This is a genomic window from Priestia flexa (genome assembly GCF_021441905.1).
Taxonomy (GTDB): Bacteria; Bacillota; Bacilli; order Bacillales; family Bacillaceae_H; genus Priestia; species Priestia flexa.
Genome location: NZ_CP090431.1, coordinates 2,810,789 through 2,831,169, shown reverse-complemented (window position 1 = coordinate 2,831,169; position 20,381 = coordinate 2,810,789). Strand labels below are relative to the sequence as shown.

The 20,381-nt window shown below is 37.4% G+C and carries 19 protein-coding genes and 1 riboswitch; of the genes, 16 read left to right on the top strand and 3 right to left on the bottom strand.

Annotated features, from left to right (window positions below):
* Positions 1-5: 5 nt before the first annotated feature.
* From resB to LZP85_RS14510, 5 genes are all read left to right on the top strand, one after another.
* Positions 6-1,628, top strand: coding sequence for a cytochrome c biogenesis protein ResB (gene resB / locus LZP85_RS14530; protein WP_119542501.1), 1,623 nt, complete (start codon positions 6-8; stop codon positions 1,626-1,628).
* An 11-nt stretch (positions 1,629-1,639) separates the two neighbouring features.
* Positions 1,640-2,818, top strand: coding sequence for a c-type cytochrome biogenesis protein CcsB (gene ccsB, locus LZP85_RS14525; protein ID WP_119542502.1), 1,179 nt, complete (start codon positions 1,640-1,642; stop codon positions 2,816-2,818).
* Positions 2,819-3,039: 221 nt separating this feature from the next.
* Entirely contained in the window at positions 3,040-3,756 is a 717-nt protein-coding gene (locus LZP85_RS14520; protein WP_025908349.1) for a response regulator transcription factor, read from the top strand.
* A complete protein-coding gene (locus LZP85_RS14515) occupies positions 3,756-5,534 on the top strand; it encodes an ATP-binding protein (RefSeq protein ID WP_234561772.1) in 1,779 nt (592 codons plus the stop codon). The genes LZP85_RS14520 and LZP85_RS14515 overlap by 1 nt, the downstream gene beginning before the upstream one ends.
* A gap of 158 nt (positions 5,535-5,692) precedes the next feature.
* On the top strand, positions 5,693-6,376 hold the full coding sequence (locus tag LZP85_RS14510; protein WP_163070591.1) for a peptidoglycan DD-metalloendopeptidase family protein: 684 nt from the start codon (positions 5,693-5,695) through the stop codon (positions 6,374-6,376).
* Between the two features lie 35 nt (positions 6,377-6,411).
* Here LZP85_RS14510 and serA read toward each other — a convergent pair whose 3' ends face one another.
* A complete protein-coding gene (gene serA, locus LZP85_RS14505) occupies positions 6,412-7,986 on the bottom strand; it encodes a phosphoglycerate dehydrogenase (RefSeq protein WP_061784721.1) in 1,575 nt (524 codons plus the stop codon).
* 376 nt (positions 7,987-8,362) lie between these two features.
* Positions 8,363-8,501: riboswitch (FMN riboswitch) on the top strand.
* A gap of 147 nt (positions 8,502-8,648) precedes the next feature.
* Here serA and LZP85_RS14500 point away from each other — a divergent pair.
* On the top strand, positions 8,649-9,224 hold the full coding sequence (locus tag LZP85_RS14500; RefSeq protein ID WP_025908353.1) for an ECF transporter S component: 576 nt from the start codon (positions 8,649-8,651) through the stop codon (positions 9,222-9,224).
* A 48-nt stretch (positions 9,225-9,272) separates the two neighbouring features.
* Here LZP85_RS14500 and LZP85_RS14495 read toward each other — a convergent pair whose 3' ends face one another.
* Positions 9,273-9,521 carry a ferredoxin gene (locus LZP85_RS14495; RefSeq protein ID WP_061784720.1) on the bottom strand — a complete coding sequence of 83 codons (249 nt, stop codon included), beginning with the start codon at positions 9,519-9,521 and terminating at the stop codon, positions 9,273-9,275.
* A 258-nt stretch (positions 9,522-9,779) separates the two neighbouring features.
* On the opposite strand from LZP85_RS14495, the gene LZP85_RS14490 reads away from it, so the two are divergent.
* From LZP85_RS14490 to LZP85_RS14450, 9 genes are all read left to right on the top strand, one after another.
* On the top strand, positions 9,780-10,832 hold the full coding sequence (locus LZP85_RS14490) for a YpbB family protein (RefSeq protein WP_078990515.1): 1,053 nt from the start codon (positions 9,780-9,782) through the stop codon (positions 10,830-10,832).
* Positions 10,833-10,847: 15 nt separating this feature from the next.
* Complete coding sequence (locus LZP85_RS14485) at positions 10,848-12,365, top strand: RecQ family ATP-dependent DNA helicase (protein ID WP_234561771.1); 1,518 nt, start codon at positions 10,848-10,850, stop codon at positions 12,363-12,365.
* Between the two features lie 84 nt (positions 12,366-12,449).
* Positions 12,450-12,899, top strand: a complete 450-nt coding sequence (locus LZP85_RS14480; RefSeq protein WP_206782090.1) for a DUF2663 family protein — start codon at positions 12,450-12,452, stop codon at positions 12,897-12,899.
* Between the two features lie 62 nt (positions 12,900-12,961).
* Positions 12,962-13,330 (top strand): hypothetical protein, encoded by a 369-nt coding sequence (locus LZP85_RS14475; protein WP_206833208.1) that lies wholly within the window; start codon positions 12,962-12,964, stop codon positions 13,328-13,330.
* Between the two features lie 13 nt (positions 13,331-13,343).
* Positions 13,344-14,117 (top strand): metallophosphoesterase, encoded by a 774-nt coding sequence (locus LZP85_RS14470; protein WP_224839984.1) that lies wholly within the window; start codon positions 13,344-13,346, stop codon positions 14,115-14,117.
* Between the two features lie 108 nt (positions 14,118-14,225).
* On the top strand, positions 14,226-15,146 hold the full coding sequence (locus LZP85_RS14465) for a MerR family transcriptional regulator (protein WP_119542506.1): 921 nt from the start codon (positions 14,226-14,228) through the stop codon (positions 15,144-15,146).
* A 122-nt stretch (positions 15,147-15,268) separates the two neighbouring features.
* A complete protein-coding gene (locus LZP85_RS14460; RefSeq protein ID WP_061784716.1) occupies positions 15,269-15,874 on the top strand; it encodes a genetic competence negative regulator in 606 nt (201 codons plus the stop codon).
* 313 nt (positions 15,875-16,187) lie between these two features.
* Positions 16,188-17,456 carry a Glu/Leu/Phe/Val family dehydrogenase gene (locus LZP85_RS14455; protein WP_175384180.1) on the top strand — a complete coding sequence of 423 codons (1,269 nt, stop codon included), beginning with the start codon at positions 16,188-16,190 and terminating at the stop codon, positions 17,454-17,456.
* Between the two features lie 158 nt (positions 17,457-17,614).
* The gene (locus tag LZP85_RS14450; protein ID WP_119542507.1) at positions 17,615-18,583 is read left to right on the top strand and encodes a YpdA family putative bacillithiol disulfide reductase; all 969 of its coding nucleotides are present in this window, start codon (positions 17,615-17,617) and stop codon (positions 18,581-18,583) included.
* A gap of 30 nt (positions 18,584-18,613) precedes the next feature.
* On the opposite strand, the gene LZP85_RS14445 is transcribed toward LZP85_RS14450, so the two are convergent.
* Entirely contained in the window at positions 18,614-19,585 is a 972-nt protein-coding gene (locus tag LZP85_RS14445) for an asparaginase (RefSeq protein ID WP_119542508.1), read from the bottom strand.
* 129 nt (positions 19,586-19,714) lie between these two features.
* On the opposite strand from LZP85_RS14445, the gene prsW reads away from it, so the two are divergent.
* Complete coding sequence (gene prsW / locus LZP85_RS14440) at positions 19,715-20,365, top strand: glutamic-type intramembrane protease PrsW (protein ID WP_025908365.1); 651 nt, start codon at positions 19,715-19,717, stop codon at positions 20,363-20,365.
* Positions 20,366-20,381: the final 16 nt, after the last annotated feature.

Genomic DNA, 20,381 nt, shown 5'->3' with positions numbered 1-20,381 from the left:
TTGCTATGAAACAAATACGATGTGAATGCGGTCATCAAAACAAAGAAGGAACCGTATTATGTGAAGCGTGTGGGAAGCCGCTGAATGAAGAGTCCTCAAAGCAACTGGTTGATATGCGATATGAGGGAAGTGCAAGGCGCTCACAAACATACAATAAAACAATCATTGATAAGATATGGAACTTTTTCTCCTCAGTAAAGGTAGGTGTTTGGATTATTATCCTTACACTTGCAGCATCAGCTCTAGGAACGATTTATCCACAAGAAATGTACATACCACCAGGAACAACAGCAGTTCAATACTATGAACAAGAATACGGATGGACGGGAAAACTCTACTATGAACTAGGATTTCACAATTTATATGGTTCATGGTGGTACATGCTTTTAATTGCATCGCTCGGTATATCATTGGTCATCGCCAGCTTAGACCGAGTTGTTCCACTTTATAAATCACTAAAGTATCAAAGAGTAAAAAAACACGCCAATTTCTTGAAAAAGCAGCGTTTATTTAGCGTCACGAAGTCATGGGCAGATGAAGACTATGAAGCTATGAAAGAGCAGCTGAAAAAGCATCGTTATACAATTCGAGAAGAAAGCGGAAACATATTGGCTGAAAAAGGAAGGTTTTCGAGATGGGGACCTTACGTCAATCACGTTGGTCTTATTATTTTCTTAATCGGTGCTATGCTTCGGTTTGTACCTGGCATGTACGTTGATGAAGTGCTGTGGGTACGAGAAGGTGAAACAAAGGTAGTGCCCGGTACTGATGGGGAATACTATTTGAAAAACAATGCGTTTAAAGTCGAAATGTATGATAAAGAGACGGAAAAAGAAGTTTTTCAACAAGCAATTGACCGCGTGGGCAATCAAGCCATTGTAAAGAACTATCAAGCCGATGTGACTCTATACGAGCGTGAAGGGGACAGTATTCCTGGGCAAACGCCAGAATTAAAAGAATTAAAGGATAAGAGCATTCGCGTAAATGAACCTTTAAAGCATGAAGGCTATGCCATTTACCAGGTGGATTATAAGCTTAATGAATTCAACGCCATGTCGTTTCATTTAACAAACAAAGAAACGGAAGAAAATATTGGCCAATTAACAGTTGATTTATATAATCCCGAGGAAACATATACGCTCAAGGATGGCTATAAAGTAGATTTAATTAGCTATTTCCCAGACTTTTATTTGAATGATGATGGAAACCCAGATACCAAAACACGGGTACCGAACAACCCAGCCTTTGTGTTTAAAATGTTTTCACCTGAGCATCCAAAAGGTGAGGTAGCACTTGTCGCTATTCAACAGAACCTAGAGCCACTTGGTGAAAATGATTATAAGATGTCCTTTGCAGGCGTAGATACAAAAAATGTAACAGGGTTAACAGTCAGAAAGGATTATACGCTTTGGATTTTAGGCCTAGGAGGTGCGATCTTTATGATCGGTGTCATTCAAGGAATGTATTGGAATCATCGACGTTTGTGGATTCAAAGGATTGGAGATGAGCTGTGGTTAGCCGCTCACACAAATAAAAACTGGTATGGTTTGAAAAATGAGTTAAATCAAGCAGTTCAACAAACTAAGATTATGCCGTTGCATGATCAAGTAGATAAAGACAAGGGGTAGGAGGAGACAGAATGGATTTTGCTAGCGTTAGTAGTAACTTGCTTTATGTAGCTTTCATTGCTTATTTAGTCGCTACTTTTTTCTTTGGTGGAGCCATTAGAGAAAAAAATTCAAAGCATAAGGCAAACAAGTGGCCGATATTTGGAATTAGCGTAACGATTGTTGGATTCATTGCACAAGTTGGATATTTTATTACGAGATGGATTGCTTCAGGCCATGCGCCGGTTAGTAATCTATTTGAATTTACAACCTTCTTTGGCATGATGATTGTCGGGGCATTTATTATTATTTACTTTATCTATAAATTAAGTATTCTAGGCTTATTTGCTCTTCCTATTGCGCTGTTAATCATTGCGTATGCAAGTATGTTTCCAACGGAAATTTCACCTTTAATACCAGCGCTTCAAACAAACTGGTTACATATTCACGTTACAACGGCTGCTGCCGGCGAAGCAATTTTAGCTATCAGCTTTGTAGCGGGACTGATTTATCTTATTAAATGTATTGATCAAACGAAAGCAACCAAAAAAACATTTTGGCTAGAGTTTATCTTATATTCTTTACTGAGCACGGTTGGATTTATTATCATGACAACAGCTTTTAGTTTATCACACTATGATGCTACGTTTACATGGGTCGATAAAAATGAAAAGCAGGCTGAAATGGTGTATCATCTCCCGGCTCTAGTTGGTCCACATGACGGAGAGTTAGTAACGACTGATCGTTTAGAGCCAGCGGTTTCAGTACCTACAATTATTAATGCACAAAAGTTAAATACGGTTTTATGGTCACTCATGAGTGGTTTTGTCCTATATTGGTTACTTCGTCTTGTTCTTCGCAAACGAATCGGCGCTGCTTTAAAGCCGTTAGTCAAGCAAGTAAACAGTGAACTATTAGATGAAGTAGGCTATCGCTCAGTTGCTATTGGGTTTCCTGTTTTTACTTTAGGTGCTTTAATTTTCGCCATGATATGGGCGCAAATTGCGTGGACACGCTTCTGGGGGTGGGACCCAAAAGAAGTGTGGGCTTTAATTACGTGGCTATTTTACGCAGCCTTTTTACATCTGCGCTTAGCCAAAGGCTGGCAAGGTGAACGTTCAGCATGGCTAGCAGTTGGTGGCTTTGCTATTATTATGTTTAATCTCGTTGCGGTTAACTTGGTCATTGCAGGCCTACACTCATATGCGTAAGAAAAAACTCGCTGTCATTGCGACAGCGAGTTTTTTTTGTCATAATGAATCCAACCAGATGTGGAAATTAGACATAAATGAAAAATGATATAAAAAAGTATAAATAATAGAGACACCTTTTAAGTCCCGTTCATTTGTTACATAGATTGTCACAATGTTGATTAGACATTGGTAGCGGTTCACCCGTTTTTTTTGTAAACTAAACGTAGGAGGTTGAGAACATGCAAACTGAACAAAGATTATTACTTGTGGACGATGAAGATCGTATTCGTCGTTTGTTAAAGATGTATTTAGAAAAAGAAGGATATACGATTGAAGAAGCTGCTGATGGCCATGAGGCTATTGAGAAAGCGTTACATATAAATTATGATCTTATTATTTTAGATTTAATGATGCCTGGAATTGATGGAATTGAAGTGTGTAAACAAATTCGTGAGAAAAAAACAACACCGATTATTATGCTAACAGCGAAGGGTGAAGAAGTAAACCGTGTTCAAGGTTTTGAAGTTGGAACGGATGACTATATTGTTAAGCCCTTCAGTCCTAGAGAAGTTGTACTGCGCGTCAAGGCCTTGTTACGACGATCTTCGTCTACACCTGTTATGGAGCCAACACCTTCGGTTAAAAATATGATTGTGTTTGACCATTTAACAATCGATAATGATGCACATCGTGTGACTGCTGATGATAAAGAAGTCAACCTAACGCCAAAAGAGTACGAATTGCTGTGCTTCTTAGCAAAAACACCGGATAAAGTGTACGACCGTGAGCAGCTTCTGAGAGAAGTTTGGCACTATGATTTCTTTGGAGATTTAAGGACGGTAGATACTCATGTCAAACGTTTGCGAGAAAAATTAAATCGCGTCTCTCCAGACGCTGCTAAAATGATTGTAACCGTTTGGGGTGTAGGGTATAAATTTGAGGTTGGAAACAGCTGATGTTTTGGCGGAGTGTTGTTGGTAAACTCTGGTTCACTATCCTATTACTGGTTACGTTTGTTTTATTTATTTTAACGGTTTTATTGCTGCAGTTCTTTGAAAATTATCATGTAGATGCCGCAGAAAAACGACTAACTAAAACAGCAGCTAAAATTTCTACTATCGTAAAGGAAACCAAAGACCAGGAGCTCGGGCTTTCAATTGCACGCGAATTAGCTGACCAAGCCAGTATCTTAATTGTACAGGGAGATAAGAAGTATTGGAACTCCACTCACCCAGAAGAAGAGAGTCGTGACACTGTCATATCGCTCATTTCTGAAGATGAAAATCTTCAAAGAGTGACCACGCATGGTGAAGTTGTACACGAAGAAATGTACATGACTGAAAATAGAGGTACTTCAGAAAGTCCCCTTATGTTTATTGTAGGCGTTCCGTTATCTGTAGATGGTCAAGGGAATGGCGGGGTTTATTTATACCAATCACTAGCTGAAATTGAAGAGCCTGCACGCTATACAACAAAGTTCATTATCTTGGCTGCGGGTATTGCCATCGTACTAACTACAATTTTTGCTTTTTTCTTATCAACTCGAATTACCGCTCCGCTTCGAAAAATGAAGCAGGCAGCTTTTGAGGTTACGAAAGGAAATTTTGAGACGAAAGTGCCAATTTTAACACACGATGAAATTGGCGAACTAGCAATTGCCTTCAATCAGATGGGAAGACAGTTGAAATTCAACCTTAATGCTTTAAATCAAGAAAAAGAGCAGCTTTCAAGTATATTAAGTAGTATGGCGGATGGGGTTATTACATTTAGTCAAAATGGTTCGATTTTAATTACCAACCCACCTGCCGATCAGTTTTTACAAGCATGGTACTATGAGCAAAATATGAATAACCAGTCCATTCCAGAGCTTCCTTTAAAAGTGGTTCGTTTGTTCGAGAGCGTTGTTAAAAGTGAAAAAGAACAGAGCGCAGAGCTAACCATACAAGGACAGACGTGGGTTATCCTTATGTCACCACTCTATAACCAAACGAAGATTCGCGGAGCCGTTGCGGTTTTACGTGATATGTCAGAAGAGCGTAAATTAGATAAGCTCCGAAAAGATTTTATCGCCAATGTTTCACATGAGTTACGCACACCTATTTCGATGCTGCAAGGTTATAGTGAAGCGATTATTGATGACATTGCTAGCACGGAAGAAGAGAAAAAAGAAATTACCCAAGTTATTTACGATGAATCCTTAAGGATGGGGCGACTTGTTAACGAACTATTAGATTTAGCTCGAATGGAAGCAGGACATGTTCAGCTTCACGTAGCTGAAATTGAGATGGTTGAACTTGCTGAGCGAGTAGTTCGTAAATTCCAAGGAATTGCCAAAGAGCAGGATGTTATGCTGGAACTCCAAACCAATTCACAAACACAGCTCCCGGCAATCATCGATGCAGATCGGATAGAACAAGTATTAACCAACTTGATTGACAATGCGATTCGTCATACCCCTAAAGGTGGAAAAGTGACCCTTGGTATTAACAGTAACCAAACGGAAGTTCATCTTTCAGTTGAAGATACAGGTGTAGGAATACCAGAAGAAGATTTACCATTTGTTTTTGAGCGATTTTATAAAGCAGATAAGGCAAGAACAAGAGGGAAATCAGGTACGGGACTCGGGCTTGCGATTGCAAAAAATATCGTAGAAGCACATCGTGGAGTCATTGTGGTAAACAGCATTTTAAATCAGGGAACAACATTTTTTATTAAGCTACCTAAACACTACTAATAAGATAAATGCTACTTGTGCTTTAAAGACCAAAGAGTAAAAGGTTAGAAAATAGTGAAATATTTTCTAACCTTTTTTACTGGAAATGTCTAGAATTTTTGAAACTGCATATAGTATATTTATGTGTCAAGAAACGCTTAGTACATAGGAGGACATGTATGCTTGATATTGTAAGGCGAATATTAGTAGTAGTCATTATGGGGATGTGTATAGGGCTATTGTTTGTTGGAGGAACAATGGCTAAAGCAGAAGCTTCTACACAGTGGAACTGGCCGACTGAAGAAGGAACGCTTACAGATGTGTTTGGCTCTCGTAACGCAAAGCATTTTGGTATTGATATTGCAGCGCCTGTGGGGACACAGGTGTATGCAGTATATAGTGGAAGAGTTACAAAGTCTTATTACTCTGATACATATGGACAAGTTGTGTTTATTAAGCAAGATAACGGATATGAAACGGTGTATGCACACTTGAATAGTCGAGATGTTACAGAAGGTGAAAGAGTTTCTATTCGTCAGGCAATTGGACAAGTAGGTAACACAGGGCGATCATCGGGTGCTCATTTGCATTTTGAGGTTCATAAGGGAACATGGAATATTAATAAAACGAATGCTATTAACCCGATTGCAAAGCTTGATCAAGGGAAATTATCAGCCTACGTAAGGGAAGATTTAGAGACTGCTGTATTTAGACAGTTGAATGAAGGGTACGTTGTAAAAAGAGGAGACACGTTATCTAAAATCGCACAAAAATATGAAGTGAATGTAGACGATTTAAAAGGAAGAAATCATATGACGACCAGCGATATTTATCCAGGTCAACATCTAAAGATAACAAAATAAAAACAAGAAAGGCCTAGGCCTTTCTTGTTTTTATTTTATAGTTCAATACGTTGAATTGTAACAATTTCACTTGCTTGCTTTAATGATTCAATCGTTGCGTCTTCAATAAGACGGTCGAACGTAAGCATCATAATGGCTTCTCCGCCTTTTTGTTTACGTCCTACCTGCATTGTTGCAATGTTGATATCTAAGTCACCAAGCGCTTTACCAACATTTCCAATAACACCTGGTTGGTCTGTGTGTCGGATATATAATAAATGTCCTTCTGGATAAAAATCAATGTCGAATGAATCAATGTTAATAACGCGAGGACCATAATCTTTAATATACGTACCAGTAATAGAGAATGTGCGAGACTCTCCTTTTACAACAACTTCAATAATGTTAGCATAGCCTTGAGTGTTATCAGAAATCTTCTCACCAAACGTAATGCCTCTTTCTTTGGCAATCATTGACGCGTTTACTTCGTTGACTGAACGGTCAATACGATGAGTTAAAAATCCAGATAACAAGCTTCGTGTAATATAGGTTGTTTCTAAGTCTGCTACTGTTCCTGCGTACGTAACAGAAATATCTTGAACAGGTTCTTTCATGCATTGTGATAGAACGGCACCAAGCTGTTTCGTTAAGCTAGTAAACGGCTGGATTTTTTCAAATACGTCTTTTGAAAGCGTCGGTAAGTTAATTGACGAACTTACTGGGTTGCCTTCTAAGAAGCGTAGCACGTCATAGGCAACATCTTCTGCTACATTTAACTGCGCTTCTTTTGTTGAAGCACCTAAATGTGGCGTTGTAATAACTTGGTCAAAGTTTAAAAGTGGATTATCAGTAGGTGGTTCTACTTCAAATACGTCAATTGCAGCGCCTTGAACGTGACCAATCTCTAAATAGTGTGCAAGTGCTTCTTCATCAATAATACCGCCTCGTGCACAATTTAGTAAGTAAACGCCTTTCTTTGTTTTGGCTAACGTCTCGCGATTCAATAAACCTTTTGTATCTTTCGTTAATGGCGTATGAACAGTAATAATATCAGCTACTGCTAATAAATCATCTAACGATAAGAGGTCAACTCCTAGTTTTTCTGCACGAGATGTTGTTAAAAATGGATCATATACATGTACCGTCATGTTAAAGGCTTTCGCACGTTTTGCAAGTTCAGAGCCGATACGACCAAAACCAACAATTCCCAAATGCTTGCGATTGAGTTCCGTACCAACAAAAGCTGATCGGTTCCATTCGCGAGACTTAACGGAAATGTTCCCTTGAGGGATATGGCGAACTAAGCTAGCCATCATGGCAAAAGTATGCTCAGCTGTAGAAATAGTGTTTCCATTTGGGGCATTAATGACAACAACGCCTCGTTTAGTTGATGCTTCAATATCAATGTTATCGACACCTACACCTGCACGAGCAACAATCTTTAAATTCTTCATTTTGTCTAACAAGTCTTCTGTCACAGTCGTTGCGCTTCGAACAAGCAGTGCATCGTATGTATGCAATAAATCTTCAACTTCCGTTACTTTTTTTCTTGTTAAATTAACATTTGATGCTTCTAATAATGGAGCAAGACCTTCATTGCTAATTGAATCAGCTACTAACACTTCATACATGTATTAACATCTCCCTTTCACAACTCAAATATCTGATAATTTATCACGTTAAAAAAATTCTGTCAATTGGATTGTAGAAAAGTTCACAATTGGTAACGTTTTCATTTTTAATTTTTTGCTTAATATTCGGATTTTTAGTGAAAAACTTGGTATTTTAGCGGGTTTATTTTTGTGAAAATATTTTTAATACGTACTTTTTGGAGTTTTATATGTAAGAAAGTACGGTGAAAGAATACCTGACAATCTTTCGTTATTGCGCTGTTTTTTCATCATGAAAAAATAATGACTAAAAGAAATCGGAATTGTAGTATTTTTTGTATCAAATGATTTACTTTTAATTCAAGGTATCATATAATGTGAACATCATTAAATATTGATCTATCTTCGGGGCAGGGTGTAATTCCCGACCGGCGGTGATAAACAAATTGTTTTAAGCCCGCGAGCTCTTTAAATGTGGAGCAGGATTTGGTGTGATTCCAAAGCCGACAGTAAAGTCTGGATGGGAGAAGGTGGAGGTTCAAACGTTCAAAAACAAATGTGTTGAACGTTTATTGAATGTGCCTGCATTTTCCCTCAACAAATTTGTTGAGGTTTTTTTATGGAGTGCATGTGCAATGAACCTTTCTTCTTGGAAGAATGGATCGCAAGAAGGAGAGAGGAAAATGGAACATAGCAAGAAAACACAAAAGCTTGTTATTCTAGGGATGCTAAGCGGTTTGTCTTATGTATTAATGATGCTTAACTTCCCAATACCAGGTATACCACCGTTTTTAAAAATTGATTTTAGTGAGGTACCGGCGCTGCTTGCTGCATTAATCTTTGGTCCTGTAGCAGGTCTTATTGTCGAAGGAATTAAAAATTTGCTGCACTATCTCATTCAAGGAAGTGCAACAGGCGTCCCTGTAGGCCAATTAGCAAATTTTGTAGCAGGGCTATTGTTTATCTTACCGGTTTCTCTTATGTTTCATAAATTTAAAAATACAAAAGGTATTACAACAGGTTTAGTAGTTGGAACAGTAGTGATGTCAGTTGGCATGGCGTTTTTAAATTACTATGTATTCTTACCTGCATATACGCTTTTCTTACAGTCACCGGCGCTGTCAAGTGAGGAAACACGTCAGCTAGTCGTAACGGGCATTCTGCCATTTAACATGATTAAAGGAATTATTACTGGCTTAATTTTCGTTGTTTTATTTAATAAAATGAAATATTGGATTACAAAGCGAGTCGCTGTTTAAATAGAAAAAAGACCTGTACATGGAGATGTACAGGTCTTTTATTGTTTTTTATTCAAATTTGTTAGAGTCGCCGTCAAACTTCTCATCTGCTACGCGGATTGAATCTGTTGGGCAACCTTCAAATGCATCCATCATATCATCTTCTAATTCGTCAGGAACTTCCACAATCCCTTGGTTATCATCTAATGTTACGAATGCAATTCCTTCATCATCGTAATCGTAAATATCTGGCGCTGCTGCTCCACATGCTCCACATGCAATACATGTATCTTTGTCAACAATTGTATATTTTGGCATAACAAGACCTCCTGTAAAGTGTTCGAAAATTTCGTGTTATATAATCTCTTTTCAACATAAGCGTGAAATTTCTCTTTACCCATTGTAAGACGATTTTTAAAACTTTTCAATAGAAAAGTCATTGATAATGCTTATCAGACAAGGGTTTGTCATGACTTATAGTGCCACTTTTTTCGTTCATCTCAATTCGTGCAATGACAAAAAGGTGCTTTCTGTTAAAGTTTTGGTAAAATGAAAAGAGAAAGGAAGTTGACGATTGTGAACTATATTCAAACCGTTATGCTATATAGTATGCAACAACTAAAAGGTGAACGAACAGTTTACGGGATTTATCATATAGTAGCTGGGAAAAAATCAGCGCAAACAATTCAAGACGGTAAAATCTTTGGCTTGTCTTTTTTATTTCAATCATTTAGTTACTTGAAAAAAGAAACATTTTCTCTATACGTAAAAGAGCTTACTTCTCATCAATTCATTAAAGAAGTGGACCATCAAAAATATATGCTAACAAGCAAGGGTGAAGAGGCACTTCACCAACAATTACGTGAATGGCCTCTGCCAGCTAAGCTTAGCGGTTGGCAATTTGCGAGTAGCACACAATTATTTTTATCGAGACTGACCTTGTTCATTCAAACAATCTCTAATCTACAGTATTTTCAAAAGGGATTTTTGCCAATCACCCAAGATCCTGAGACCATTCAATGGGTGAAAGCTTATTTATTTTCTCAGTCGTATTCAAGAGAAGAGTTGGCCAAACGCTTGTTTAATGAATTAAAATGTATTTTAACGAAATGTTCTTCTCAAAACGCTGATGTGTTTGTTCAACATCTGAGTGGATATAAGCGAATTGGTTTAACCAAAAGTCAGCTTGCTGAATATTATAAGATGAACGAACACTACGTTCATTTATTAATGATCAGCGTCGTTCATCAAATCATTGAGCAAATTAGCGAATGTCGAAGTGAATTTCCAGTTCTTCAACAATTTATACAGGACGTACATATGACTGTGCCACTAACAGCTTCAACAGTTAAAACGTATGAGTGGTTACAAAAAGGAAAATCATTAAAAGAAGTAGCTCGAATTAGACGGTTAAAAGAGAGCACAATTGAAGATCATATTGCTGAATTGGCACTGTTTCTTCCTAACTTTACTATTGATGATTATGTAAAAGTGGAGGATCAAAAGGAAATTATGAATGCTTTTGAAGCGTTAAATACCAATCAGCTAAAAGAAATCAAAAAAAGGGTTAGTGATCACCTTACTTATTTTCAAATTCGTCTTGTATTGGCTAAGTGCGTAACGAATTAAGAAAGGAGTAAGACGATGCAGTTAGAACAGGTACTTCAAAAGGAATTCGGCTTTTCTACTTTTCGGAACGGTCAAAAAGAAATTATAACGGACTTATTAAATAACAATCATGTTCTGGCCGTCTTGCCTACGGGAACAGGAAAGTCACTTTGTTACCAGCTCCCTGGCTATTTTTTAAAGCGGCCAATCCTTATCGTGTCCCCGTTGCTTTCCTTAATGGAAGATCAGGTTCAGCAGCTCAAAGCCAAGGGAGAAAAACGAGTTATTGCTCTTAACAGTTTTTTACGTGAAGATGAAAAGCGGCAGGCGCTTCGTTCCTTAAATAGCTATCGTTTCATTTATGCTTCTCCTGAAATCTTACAGAATCCGTATGTAGTTCAGGCTCTCAAACAAGCAAATATTGGTATGTTCGTTGTAGATGAAGCACACTGTATTTCGCAATGGGGCCATGACTTTCGGTTAGATTATTTAAACTTAGGCATGGTATGGGAAAACCTAGGGAAACCGACTTGCTTAGCGCTAACAGGTACAGCAACGAGTGAAGTGCTCAGTGATATTAAAACTTATCTACACCTTGATCAAGTCAACGAGCATTTATATTCAATGAATCGTTCAAATATTGCTATCAGCGTAGAGCATGTGCATGGTCTTGAAGAAAAAAAGAAAAAGCTACTGGAATACGTAACGAAAATTCAAAAACCAGGTATTATTTATTGCTCTAGCCGAGCGTTAACGGAGTCGTTAACGCACTACTTAAAAGAAAACGGTGTCGAAAAAGTCCAATATTACCATGGAGGAATGGAAGGTAACGATCGCATGCTCATTCAGCGACAATTTCTTGAAAATCAGCTCGACTTCATCTGCTGTACAAGTGCTTTTGGAATGGGAGTTAACAAATCGAACGTTCGTTTTGTCCTGCATTTTCAAACGCCTACGCAGCTTGAATCCTATGTTCAGGAAATTGGAAGAGGAGGCCGTGATGGCTTACCGAGCTTAGCAATTTTATTATATAGTGAAGAAGATGATGTGTCTGCACAGGCTTTGTTAGACTTAGAGCTTCCTTCTCCAGATACGCTTTTATATTGTTTGTCACAAATTCGTTCAAGCTCCAGTCCAGTTGGAGTTCGAGAAGTTGAAGCCCACTTTTTATTTACAATTGGTGTTTATGAGACGCATTGGCGTTTTATTCGCCACTATTTAGAAAACATTGGTGCGATTCATGATGGAATAATTTATCCAGAACAGGTTACGGAATCTCTATATGGAGAACTGGTGGAGATTGTAAATAAACGCCTAAACGCTAAGCAGAAAAAATACCATGCAATGAAAGGGTTTATCCATACAAAAGAATGTAGAAGAAAAGCCTTAATGAGATATTTTGAAGAAGAGGGCATTTCAGAGAGGCACAATTGTTGTGATCTTTGCAGCATTGATTTAGATGAATTTAAGCAATCCGAACATGAGCGTACAGAATCTACATTTTTAGGATGGCAAGCCGAACTAGCGAGATTGCTCAAACAAGACGTTCACTAGAAAGACCATTGTTGAAATTTTAAACATAAACATTCACCTTTCTTCATACTGTTGTACTAGCCTTATAAAGGGGAGTTGAAGAAAGTGAAAGAGCTGTCTCACTATCATGTTGATGAACCTACTCAATATATATTAGAAAGCGTTATAAATAAAAAAGAAAAGTTATCGGCTACTCAAAAATCAATGAATAAATGGAAGTGGGTATCCTTTGTATGCTTGCTGTTTGGGATAAGTTATTTATTTGTATTTACTTCGCGCTTAAACCTGATAGCTTTTAGTGACTTTATTCAATTTTTTCTCGGTGATAGTAAGCATCTTCTCTTGCTTATCATCATTTTTTCTACCTATTTTAGGATGATACAAATGCAAAAGCAATGCGATAAGGTGGAAAAAGAATTTAATGATTTGCGGTGTGAAATTATTCAAAAAAGCAAGGACATTTGGTCAACTCCAGCACAGTGGGAAAGTCGAAAAGATTTGTATGCGGCAATGAAACAAACCTACGATATTAATTTGTATCATGAAAATAAATAAGCATTCAATACATGCAATAGCCTCTTCTCACATACAAGTTGTAGTGAGGGGAGGCTTGTATTATGAGAAAGTGGTTATTATTTGTAATAGGGTGGGTATGTAGTTATTATTTCATTACAACCTCTGTATTTGAACAAGAAGGAGCTTCGCTAGATACCATTGTATTTTTTCTGGAAAATCCAGAGAATCTGTTTGCAACGGTTTTGCTCTTTTTAATTAGCTGTACGTGTCAAGCTATTTGGGTGCAGGTGTTAATTGAAAATGTGTACCGCTGGATACAAGGAACAAGGTTGCACAGAGTGGAATTTCTTGTAGCATTGCTTTCTTTAGTGGGTTGCGTAGCGTTTATTTCATTTGAATATTATGTACTATTACCAGTTATATTGGTCTCATTCATTTACGGTATAGGTGCTGCTTCACAAAGTAAATAAAAAAGGAGTGAGCATGATTATGATTATAGGAATTATCGGTGTGTTAGTAGTGGCTGCTATTGTTTTACTTACTTACATGGCCAAAGAGGCACAGCGTACAGTTGTCGAACAAGAACATATTGAAGTGAAGGGTGTTCCAAAGGAATGGCAGTCACTGCGTATTTTCTTTATTTCAGATATACATAAACGTACGGTTACAAAATCCTTAATTGAACAAGTAAAGGGACATATTGATTTTGTTGTTATTGGAGGAGACCTAGCGGAAAAAGGTGTCTCGCCACAACAGATTGAAGCGAATATCAAGCAGTTAAGACAGCTAGGTTCTATTTACTTTGTATGGGGAAATAACGACTATGAAATTAATCAACAGAGTCTAGCTGCTCTTTTCAAAAAGCATGAGGTAGTAGCTTTAAAAAACGAAGCAATTTGTATCGAGAAGGAAGGGGTTTCTTACAATATTGTAGGAGTTGATGACTTGTCAGAAGGGCAATTAAACATTAATCAAGCTTATAACGGTGTAAATCAACAACATTTCACACTGTTGCTTAGCCATAATCCAGATGCAGTCTTTGAAGTGGAAAAACAGCGTGTTGACTTAATGCTTAGCGGTCACACCCATGGTGGACAAATCCGTTTGCTTGGGTTTGGCCCTTATGAATTAGGTGGACTTAAAACGCATAAAGATATAGTTTACTTTGTGAGCAATGGGTATGGAACTACTTCTTTACCTCTTCGTTTGGAAGCCAAAGCCAAGGCGCATGTTCTAACAATTACTAGAGCAAACTAACTTTAAGCGTCTTTTGAACATAGCATATACAGATTTTACACAACGTGTAACTTATCCTATAATGCAAGTAATACGTTATAGTTCACGAAGAGTCGTTGGAGGTTACATATGGCTTCACAAGAAGGAAAGTATAATATTAAAGCCATCTCAAACATGGTCGGAATCCAACCCGGAACGTTGCGTGCATGGGAGCGTCGTTATAAAATATTTAACCCTGTGCGAAACGAGTCGGGTCATCGTTTGTATACAGAGGCAGATTTTAAAAAATTAAAGTGGTTAACAGATAAAGTGAGCAACGGCTTTACTATTAGTCAAGCTGTCTCATTGTTAGAAACAGAGAGCGCAAACGTTCACCAAACTGCTGACCAAAGTGAAGTGGAAACACCTCAACGTTTAAAAGATCAAATTTTACATCATTTATTATCTTTTGAAGAAAGTAAAGCACAAGAACTAATCAATCATGCTTTTAGCTTATATTCCGTGGAGCAAGTAGTAATTGATATACTAGGTTCTTTATTAGTTACAGTAGGAGATATGTGGGAAAAAGGTAAGATTACAAGTGCCCATGAACACTATGCTACGCAGTTACTGAAAACAAGAATCAGCATGTTATTTTATTCTCTTCCTTCAAGTGGTTTATTACCAAAAGCCATCGCGGTGTGCGGTCCAAATGAAACGCATGAAGTAGGGCTGCTTGTTTTTACATTGTTCTTGAGAAGAAAAGGGTTTGAAGTTATTTACTTAGGGAGCAGCATTGAAGAAAGAGATATTTATCTCATTTTAAAAGAAGTGGATCCAACCTTCTTCTTTATGTCCTGTACAATGATGGAGAATGCTAAGAAAACCGTTGATTTGGCATGTGATGTGCAAGGAGAGTTTCCACATTTAAAAATTGGTCTTGGTGGCTTTGTTTTTGAAATGTTAGACGGGAAAGATAAGGAAAGAGTTTCTTCGTTTTTATTAGGTAATTCAAAAAACGAATGGAATGAATGGTTAACTGAAAAATTAGCCGAACATCATAATCAATAGGCTTGTTTTTAACTGTGTAAACCTGTAAACTCGTAAGTAAACATCACGAACCGTTTTCTAGAAGGTACATATACTGCATTATCAAACCATGTGGTTATGAGTGCAAGCGGGGAGGGACGCAAATGAGACTTGAGCGTTTAAATTATAATAAGTTAAAAGTCTTTGTCACGTACGATGATTTAAAAGAGCGAGGGCTCACAAAAGAAGATTTGTGGACTGATACATTTAAGGTTAAACAGCTGTTTCGTGAGATGATTGAGCAGGCGTCCAAAGAATTAAATTTTGAACCGACAAGCTCGCTTTCAGTAGAGATTTTTTCCCTTCAAGCTCAGGGGATGGTCGTGTTTGTGACGAAACAAGATAGTCAAGATGAAATGGAAATTATTGATGAACATGAAGATATGTACGAAGAATTTATCGAGATGCAAGTGATGTTGGATGAAAGTCACGATTTATTCTTTGAATTTCAAACGTTTGAAGACGTTATTCAATTGGCAAAACGAATTAATCAATATTATGATATTGAAACTATTCTCTATTCGTTTGAAAATCGGTTTTATGTATTAGTAGGAGAAGAAAAACTGACGATGAAAGAGATCGGGAATATTATAGCGTTGTTAGCGGAATATGGAAGTCCCTCTACAATTACGAAACATCGGGTACAGGAGTATGGAAAGCAGTTAATTCATAATCAAGCTCTTTCGTACATTGCAGATACTTTTTCATAAACTTAGAGCTAAGGTACATTCAAATGTAACAGCTCCTTTTGTTGCTGTGGGTGTTACGTAAACCTACGGCAATAAAGGGAGTTTTTTTGGGGATTCATCCCACGCAATTCTATAAGAAATGCTAAAAATTATGAGGATTACACAATTAATTGGAAGCGTTTTCGTTTTGTCCTACAAAATATCATAAAACTTTCATATTTCCCTTTGCATAGCAAAAGTAAGGGTGTATACTATGTCATGAAAGATGCACCAAATTAATGAATTACTAATTTTTTGATCCACTTTAGGAGGTTTACAGATGGTAGCCGACAAAATGCAAGAGAGCAAAAGCAATCGACAAGAACAGAAAAATGATGTGTTAAAATCTACTCAAACGGTCATACATAAGGCGTTGGAGAAATTGGGCTATCCTGAGGAAGTATATGAATTGTTAAAAGAACCGCTTCGCATGATGACAGTGAAAATTCCTGTCAAAATGGATGATGGTTCGGTTAAAATCTTTACAGGTTATCGCGCTCAGCATAACGATGCTGTTGGCCCCACAAAAGGTGGAATTCGCTTTCATCCAAACGTAACCGAAAAAGAAGTAAAAGCTCTTTCTATTTGGATGAGCTTGAAATGTGGAATTGTAGATTTACCTTATGGCGGGGGGAAAGGCGGAATTGTGTGTGACCCTCGTAATATGTCATTTGGAGAATTAGAAAAGTTAAGTCGTGGATATGTAAGAGCAATTAGTCAAATTGTAGGTCCAACAAAAGATATCCCAGCACCAGACGTATTTACGAATTCGCAAATTATGGCCTGGATGATGGATGAATATAGTCGAATTGATGAATTTAATTCACCAGGTTTTATCACAGGTAAACCGCTTGTATTAGGAGGTTCTCACGGACGTGAAACAGCAACAGCTAAAGGGGTTACAATCTGTATAAGAGAAGCGGCTAAAAAACGTGGAATTGATTTAAAAGGTGCAAGAGTCGTGGTGCAAGGGTTTGGAAATGCTGGAAGCTTTTTAGCGAAATTTATGCATGATGCAGGTGCTAAAATTATCGGTATTTCAGATGCATATGGTGCTTTGCATGACGAGAACGGTTTAGATATTGACTATCTATTAGATCGACGAGATAGTTTTGGTACGGTAACAAAGTTATTTAATACAACAATTAGTAACAAAGAATTATTAGAGCTGGATTGTGATATTCTTGTTCCAGCAGCAATTGAAAACCAAATTACAGAAGAAAATGCTGATAAGATTCGAGCAAGTATTGTTGTGGAAGCAGCAAATGGCCCAACTACGTTAGAAGCAACCCGTATTCTGTCTGAGCGTGGCATCTTGCTTGTGCCTGATGTATTAGCTAGTGCTGGAGGCGTTACGGTTTCTTACTTTGAATGGGTTCAAAACAACCAAGGGTATTATTGGACAGAAGAAGAAGTAGAAGAAAAGCTAGAAAAAGTAATGGTTAAATCATTCAATACTATTTACGAAACGTCGACAACGCGTAAGGTAGATATGCGCTTGGCTGCTTATATGGTAGGCGTGCGCAAAATGGCGGAAGCATCACGTTTTAGAGGCTGGATTTAATAAGTAGAAAGATTTGCGTATTTATAGAAAATCTCCTATCATAAGATAGGAGATTTTTTTGTGCGTAAAGATAATTAATTTAGTTAGTAGGAAAGAATGGAGTTGGAAAAGAGCTTGGTATAACGCTAAAGTTCGTTGGAAGTAAAGGAGTGAGCAGTTTGAAAAAAGAAACAGCAATTATTATCGGAGGGGGACCCTGTGGACTTTCTGCAGCTTTGGAATTGCAGGCGGTCGGCATCAATGCTCTTATAATTGAGAAGGGGAATATTGTAAATGCTATTTATAATTACCCTACCCATCAAACGTTTTTTAGTTCGAGTGAGAAGTTAGAGATTGGAAATGTTCCGTTTATTACAGAAAACAGAAAACCTGTGCGAAATCAAGCTCTTGCGTATTATCGTGAAGTAGTCAAACGCAAAAATCTACGAATTCACTCATTTGAACTTGTAACACATGTACACAAGAACAACCAAGGACAGTTTGTTGTCACCACCTCAAAGGGTGAATACGAAGCAGAGCATGTTATTGTTGCAACTGGCTATTATGATTCACCAAACTATATGAGCGTTCCTGGTGAAAATCTACCGAAAGTCCATCATTATTTTAAAGAGGGGCATCCATACTTTAATCAAGATGTGGTTGTCATTGGCGGAAAAAACTCTAGTGTGGATGCAGCATTGGAACTAGTAAAGGCGGACGCTCGCGTGACGGTAATTTACCGAGGATCAGAGTATTCAAAGAGCGTAAAACCTTGGATTTTACCAGAGTTTGAAGCCTTGGTTCGAAACGGCACCATCGAAATGATTTTTGATGCAGTTGTAACTCGTATTGATGAGCATACGGTAACGTATTCAAATGGAAAAGAAGAAATTACAATTCCAAACGATTTTGTCTTTGCGATGACCGGTTACCATCCAGATCATTCATTCTTAGAGAAAATGGGCATTGAGATTGATTTTGAATCAGGTCGTCCGCTGTTTGACCCTGATACAATGGAAACGAATGTGCAAGGTATTTTTATTGCGGGAGTAATTGCAGCAGGAAATAATGCAAATGAAATTTTTATTGAAAATGGGCGTTTTCATGGAAGGCAAATTGCTGAATATCTAGCAAGTAGACAACCATAAAGGTATTGTGCCTTTATGGTTGTCTTTTTATTAATGATGAAAGATCTCTTGGATTTCTTCTTGGTTTGAAGAGCTTTGAAGAGCAACTAACAGTTTAATTCGGGCTTTTTGGCCGTTTAGTCCATTTGAGAAGATCATGCCTAATTCTTTTAAATGTTTTCCTCCACCTTCGTATCCATATACATCTTGTGCAATCCCATTAAAGCAACGAGATACCAATACAATTGGAATGTTTTTATCCAATAGTTGCTGTAAACCCTGTAAGGTGCGTGGAGGTAAGTTTCCTTGACCAAGAGCTTCAATAATCAAGCCATCAATATGTAAAGATGCCAGTGATTGAAAAAGTTGTTCATCCATACCCGCATAAGCCTTCAGTAAAACGACCTGCTTGTCAATGTTATCTACAGGGTAAAATTCGTGCTCTGTTGGCATATGATGAAAAGATATTTCTTGCTTTGTCACAATACCAATTGGTCCGTATTGAGGGCTTTGGAAGGTAGCTACATTACTTGTATGTGTTTTAGTCACATTCTTAGCTGTGTGAATTTCATCGTTCATGACAACGAGAACGCCTTTTCCTTTAGCTGCATCACTTGAAGCAACGCGAACTGCAGAAATAAAATTATAAGGTCCGTCTGATCCAATTTCATTGCTAGAGCGCATGGCACCTGTTAATACAATTGGAATATCTGTTTTAGTTGTTAAGTCCAGGAAGTAAGCAGTTTCTTCAAGCGTGTCAGTACCATGTGTAATCACGACGCCATCAATTTGATCGGTCTCAATCTTTTGCTCAATTTTTTTTGCTAACGTAAGCATTTCTTTTGGCGTAATATGGGGCGAAGGTAAATGAAACGCTTCTTCAACAATTACATTTGCTAAGCTAGCGATGGAAGGTGTGGAGTGTTGTAAAGGATTATGATCATCAGGTTTTACTGATCCAGTTTGAGCATCTTCTTTCATTGAAATAGTTCCACCAGTGTGAATGATATAAAGAGTTTTCATAATGACATCCTTTCGTTATCAAATTGTTAAAAGTCTTTGCTACTTTCAATTAGGTAGTAGATAAATGATTTTCTTTCTAACAATAACATGATACGATGGAAAAAAACAGATGAAAAGAGGCGCTGCTTTATGTTGGCGATTTTATCTGCAGGTATTGCGCCTGGACTAGCTTTACTGAGCTTTTTTTATTTAAAAGATGAGTATGAAACTGAACCCATTTCAATGGTCTTAAAAACTTTCATTTTTGGCGCGATGCTTGTGTTGCCGATTATGTTTATCCAATATGTGCTTCAAGAAGAAAATTTACTTCATTCCCCTTTTGTAGAAGCGTTCGTTTCCACTAGCTTCTTGGAAGAATTTTTTAAATGGTTTATTTTATTTTTTACAGTATATCAACACATTGAGTTTGATGAGCATTATGATGGCATTGTATACGGTGTTTCTGTTTCGTTAGGATTTGCTACTGTTGAGAATATTTTTTACTTGTTTGCTAACGGTTTAGAATCAGCAATTGGTCGAGCGATTCTACCGGTTTCTAGCCATGCCTTATTTGGAGTTATTATGGGTTATTACTTAGGAAAAGCAAAATTTTCAAAAGGAAATGAAAAAATAAAATGGACGCTCTATTCAATCGGTACACCATTTTTATTACATGGTATTTATGATTATATTATTATCACCATGGATAATTGGATTTTTATTATTATTCCATTTATGATTTATTTATGGTGGTTGGGATTACGCAAAGTAAAGCAAGCGAAAAAAGTGTTTATTGCCTAATAAAAAGACGTAGCTT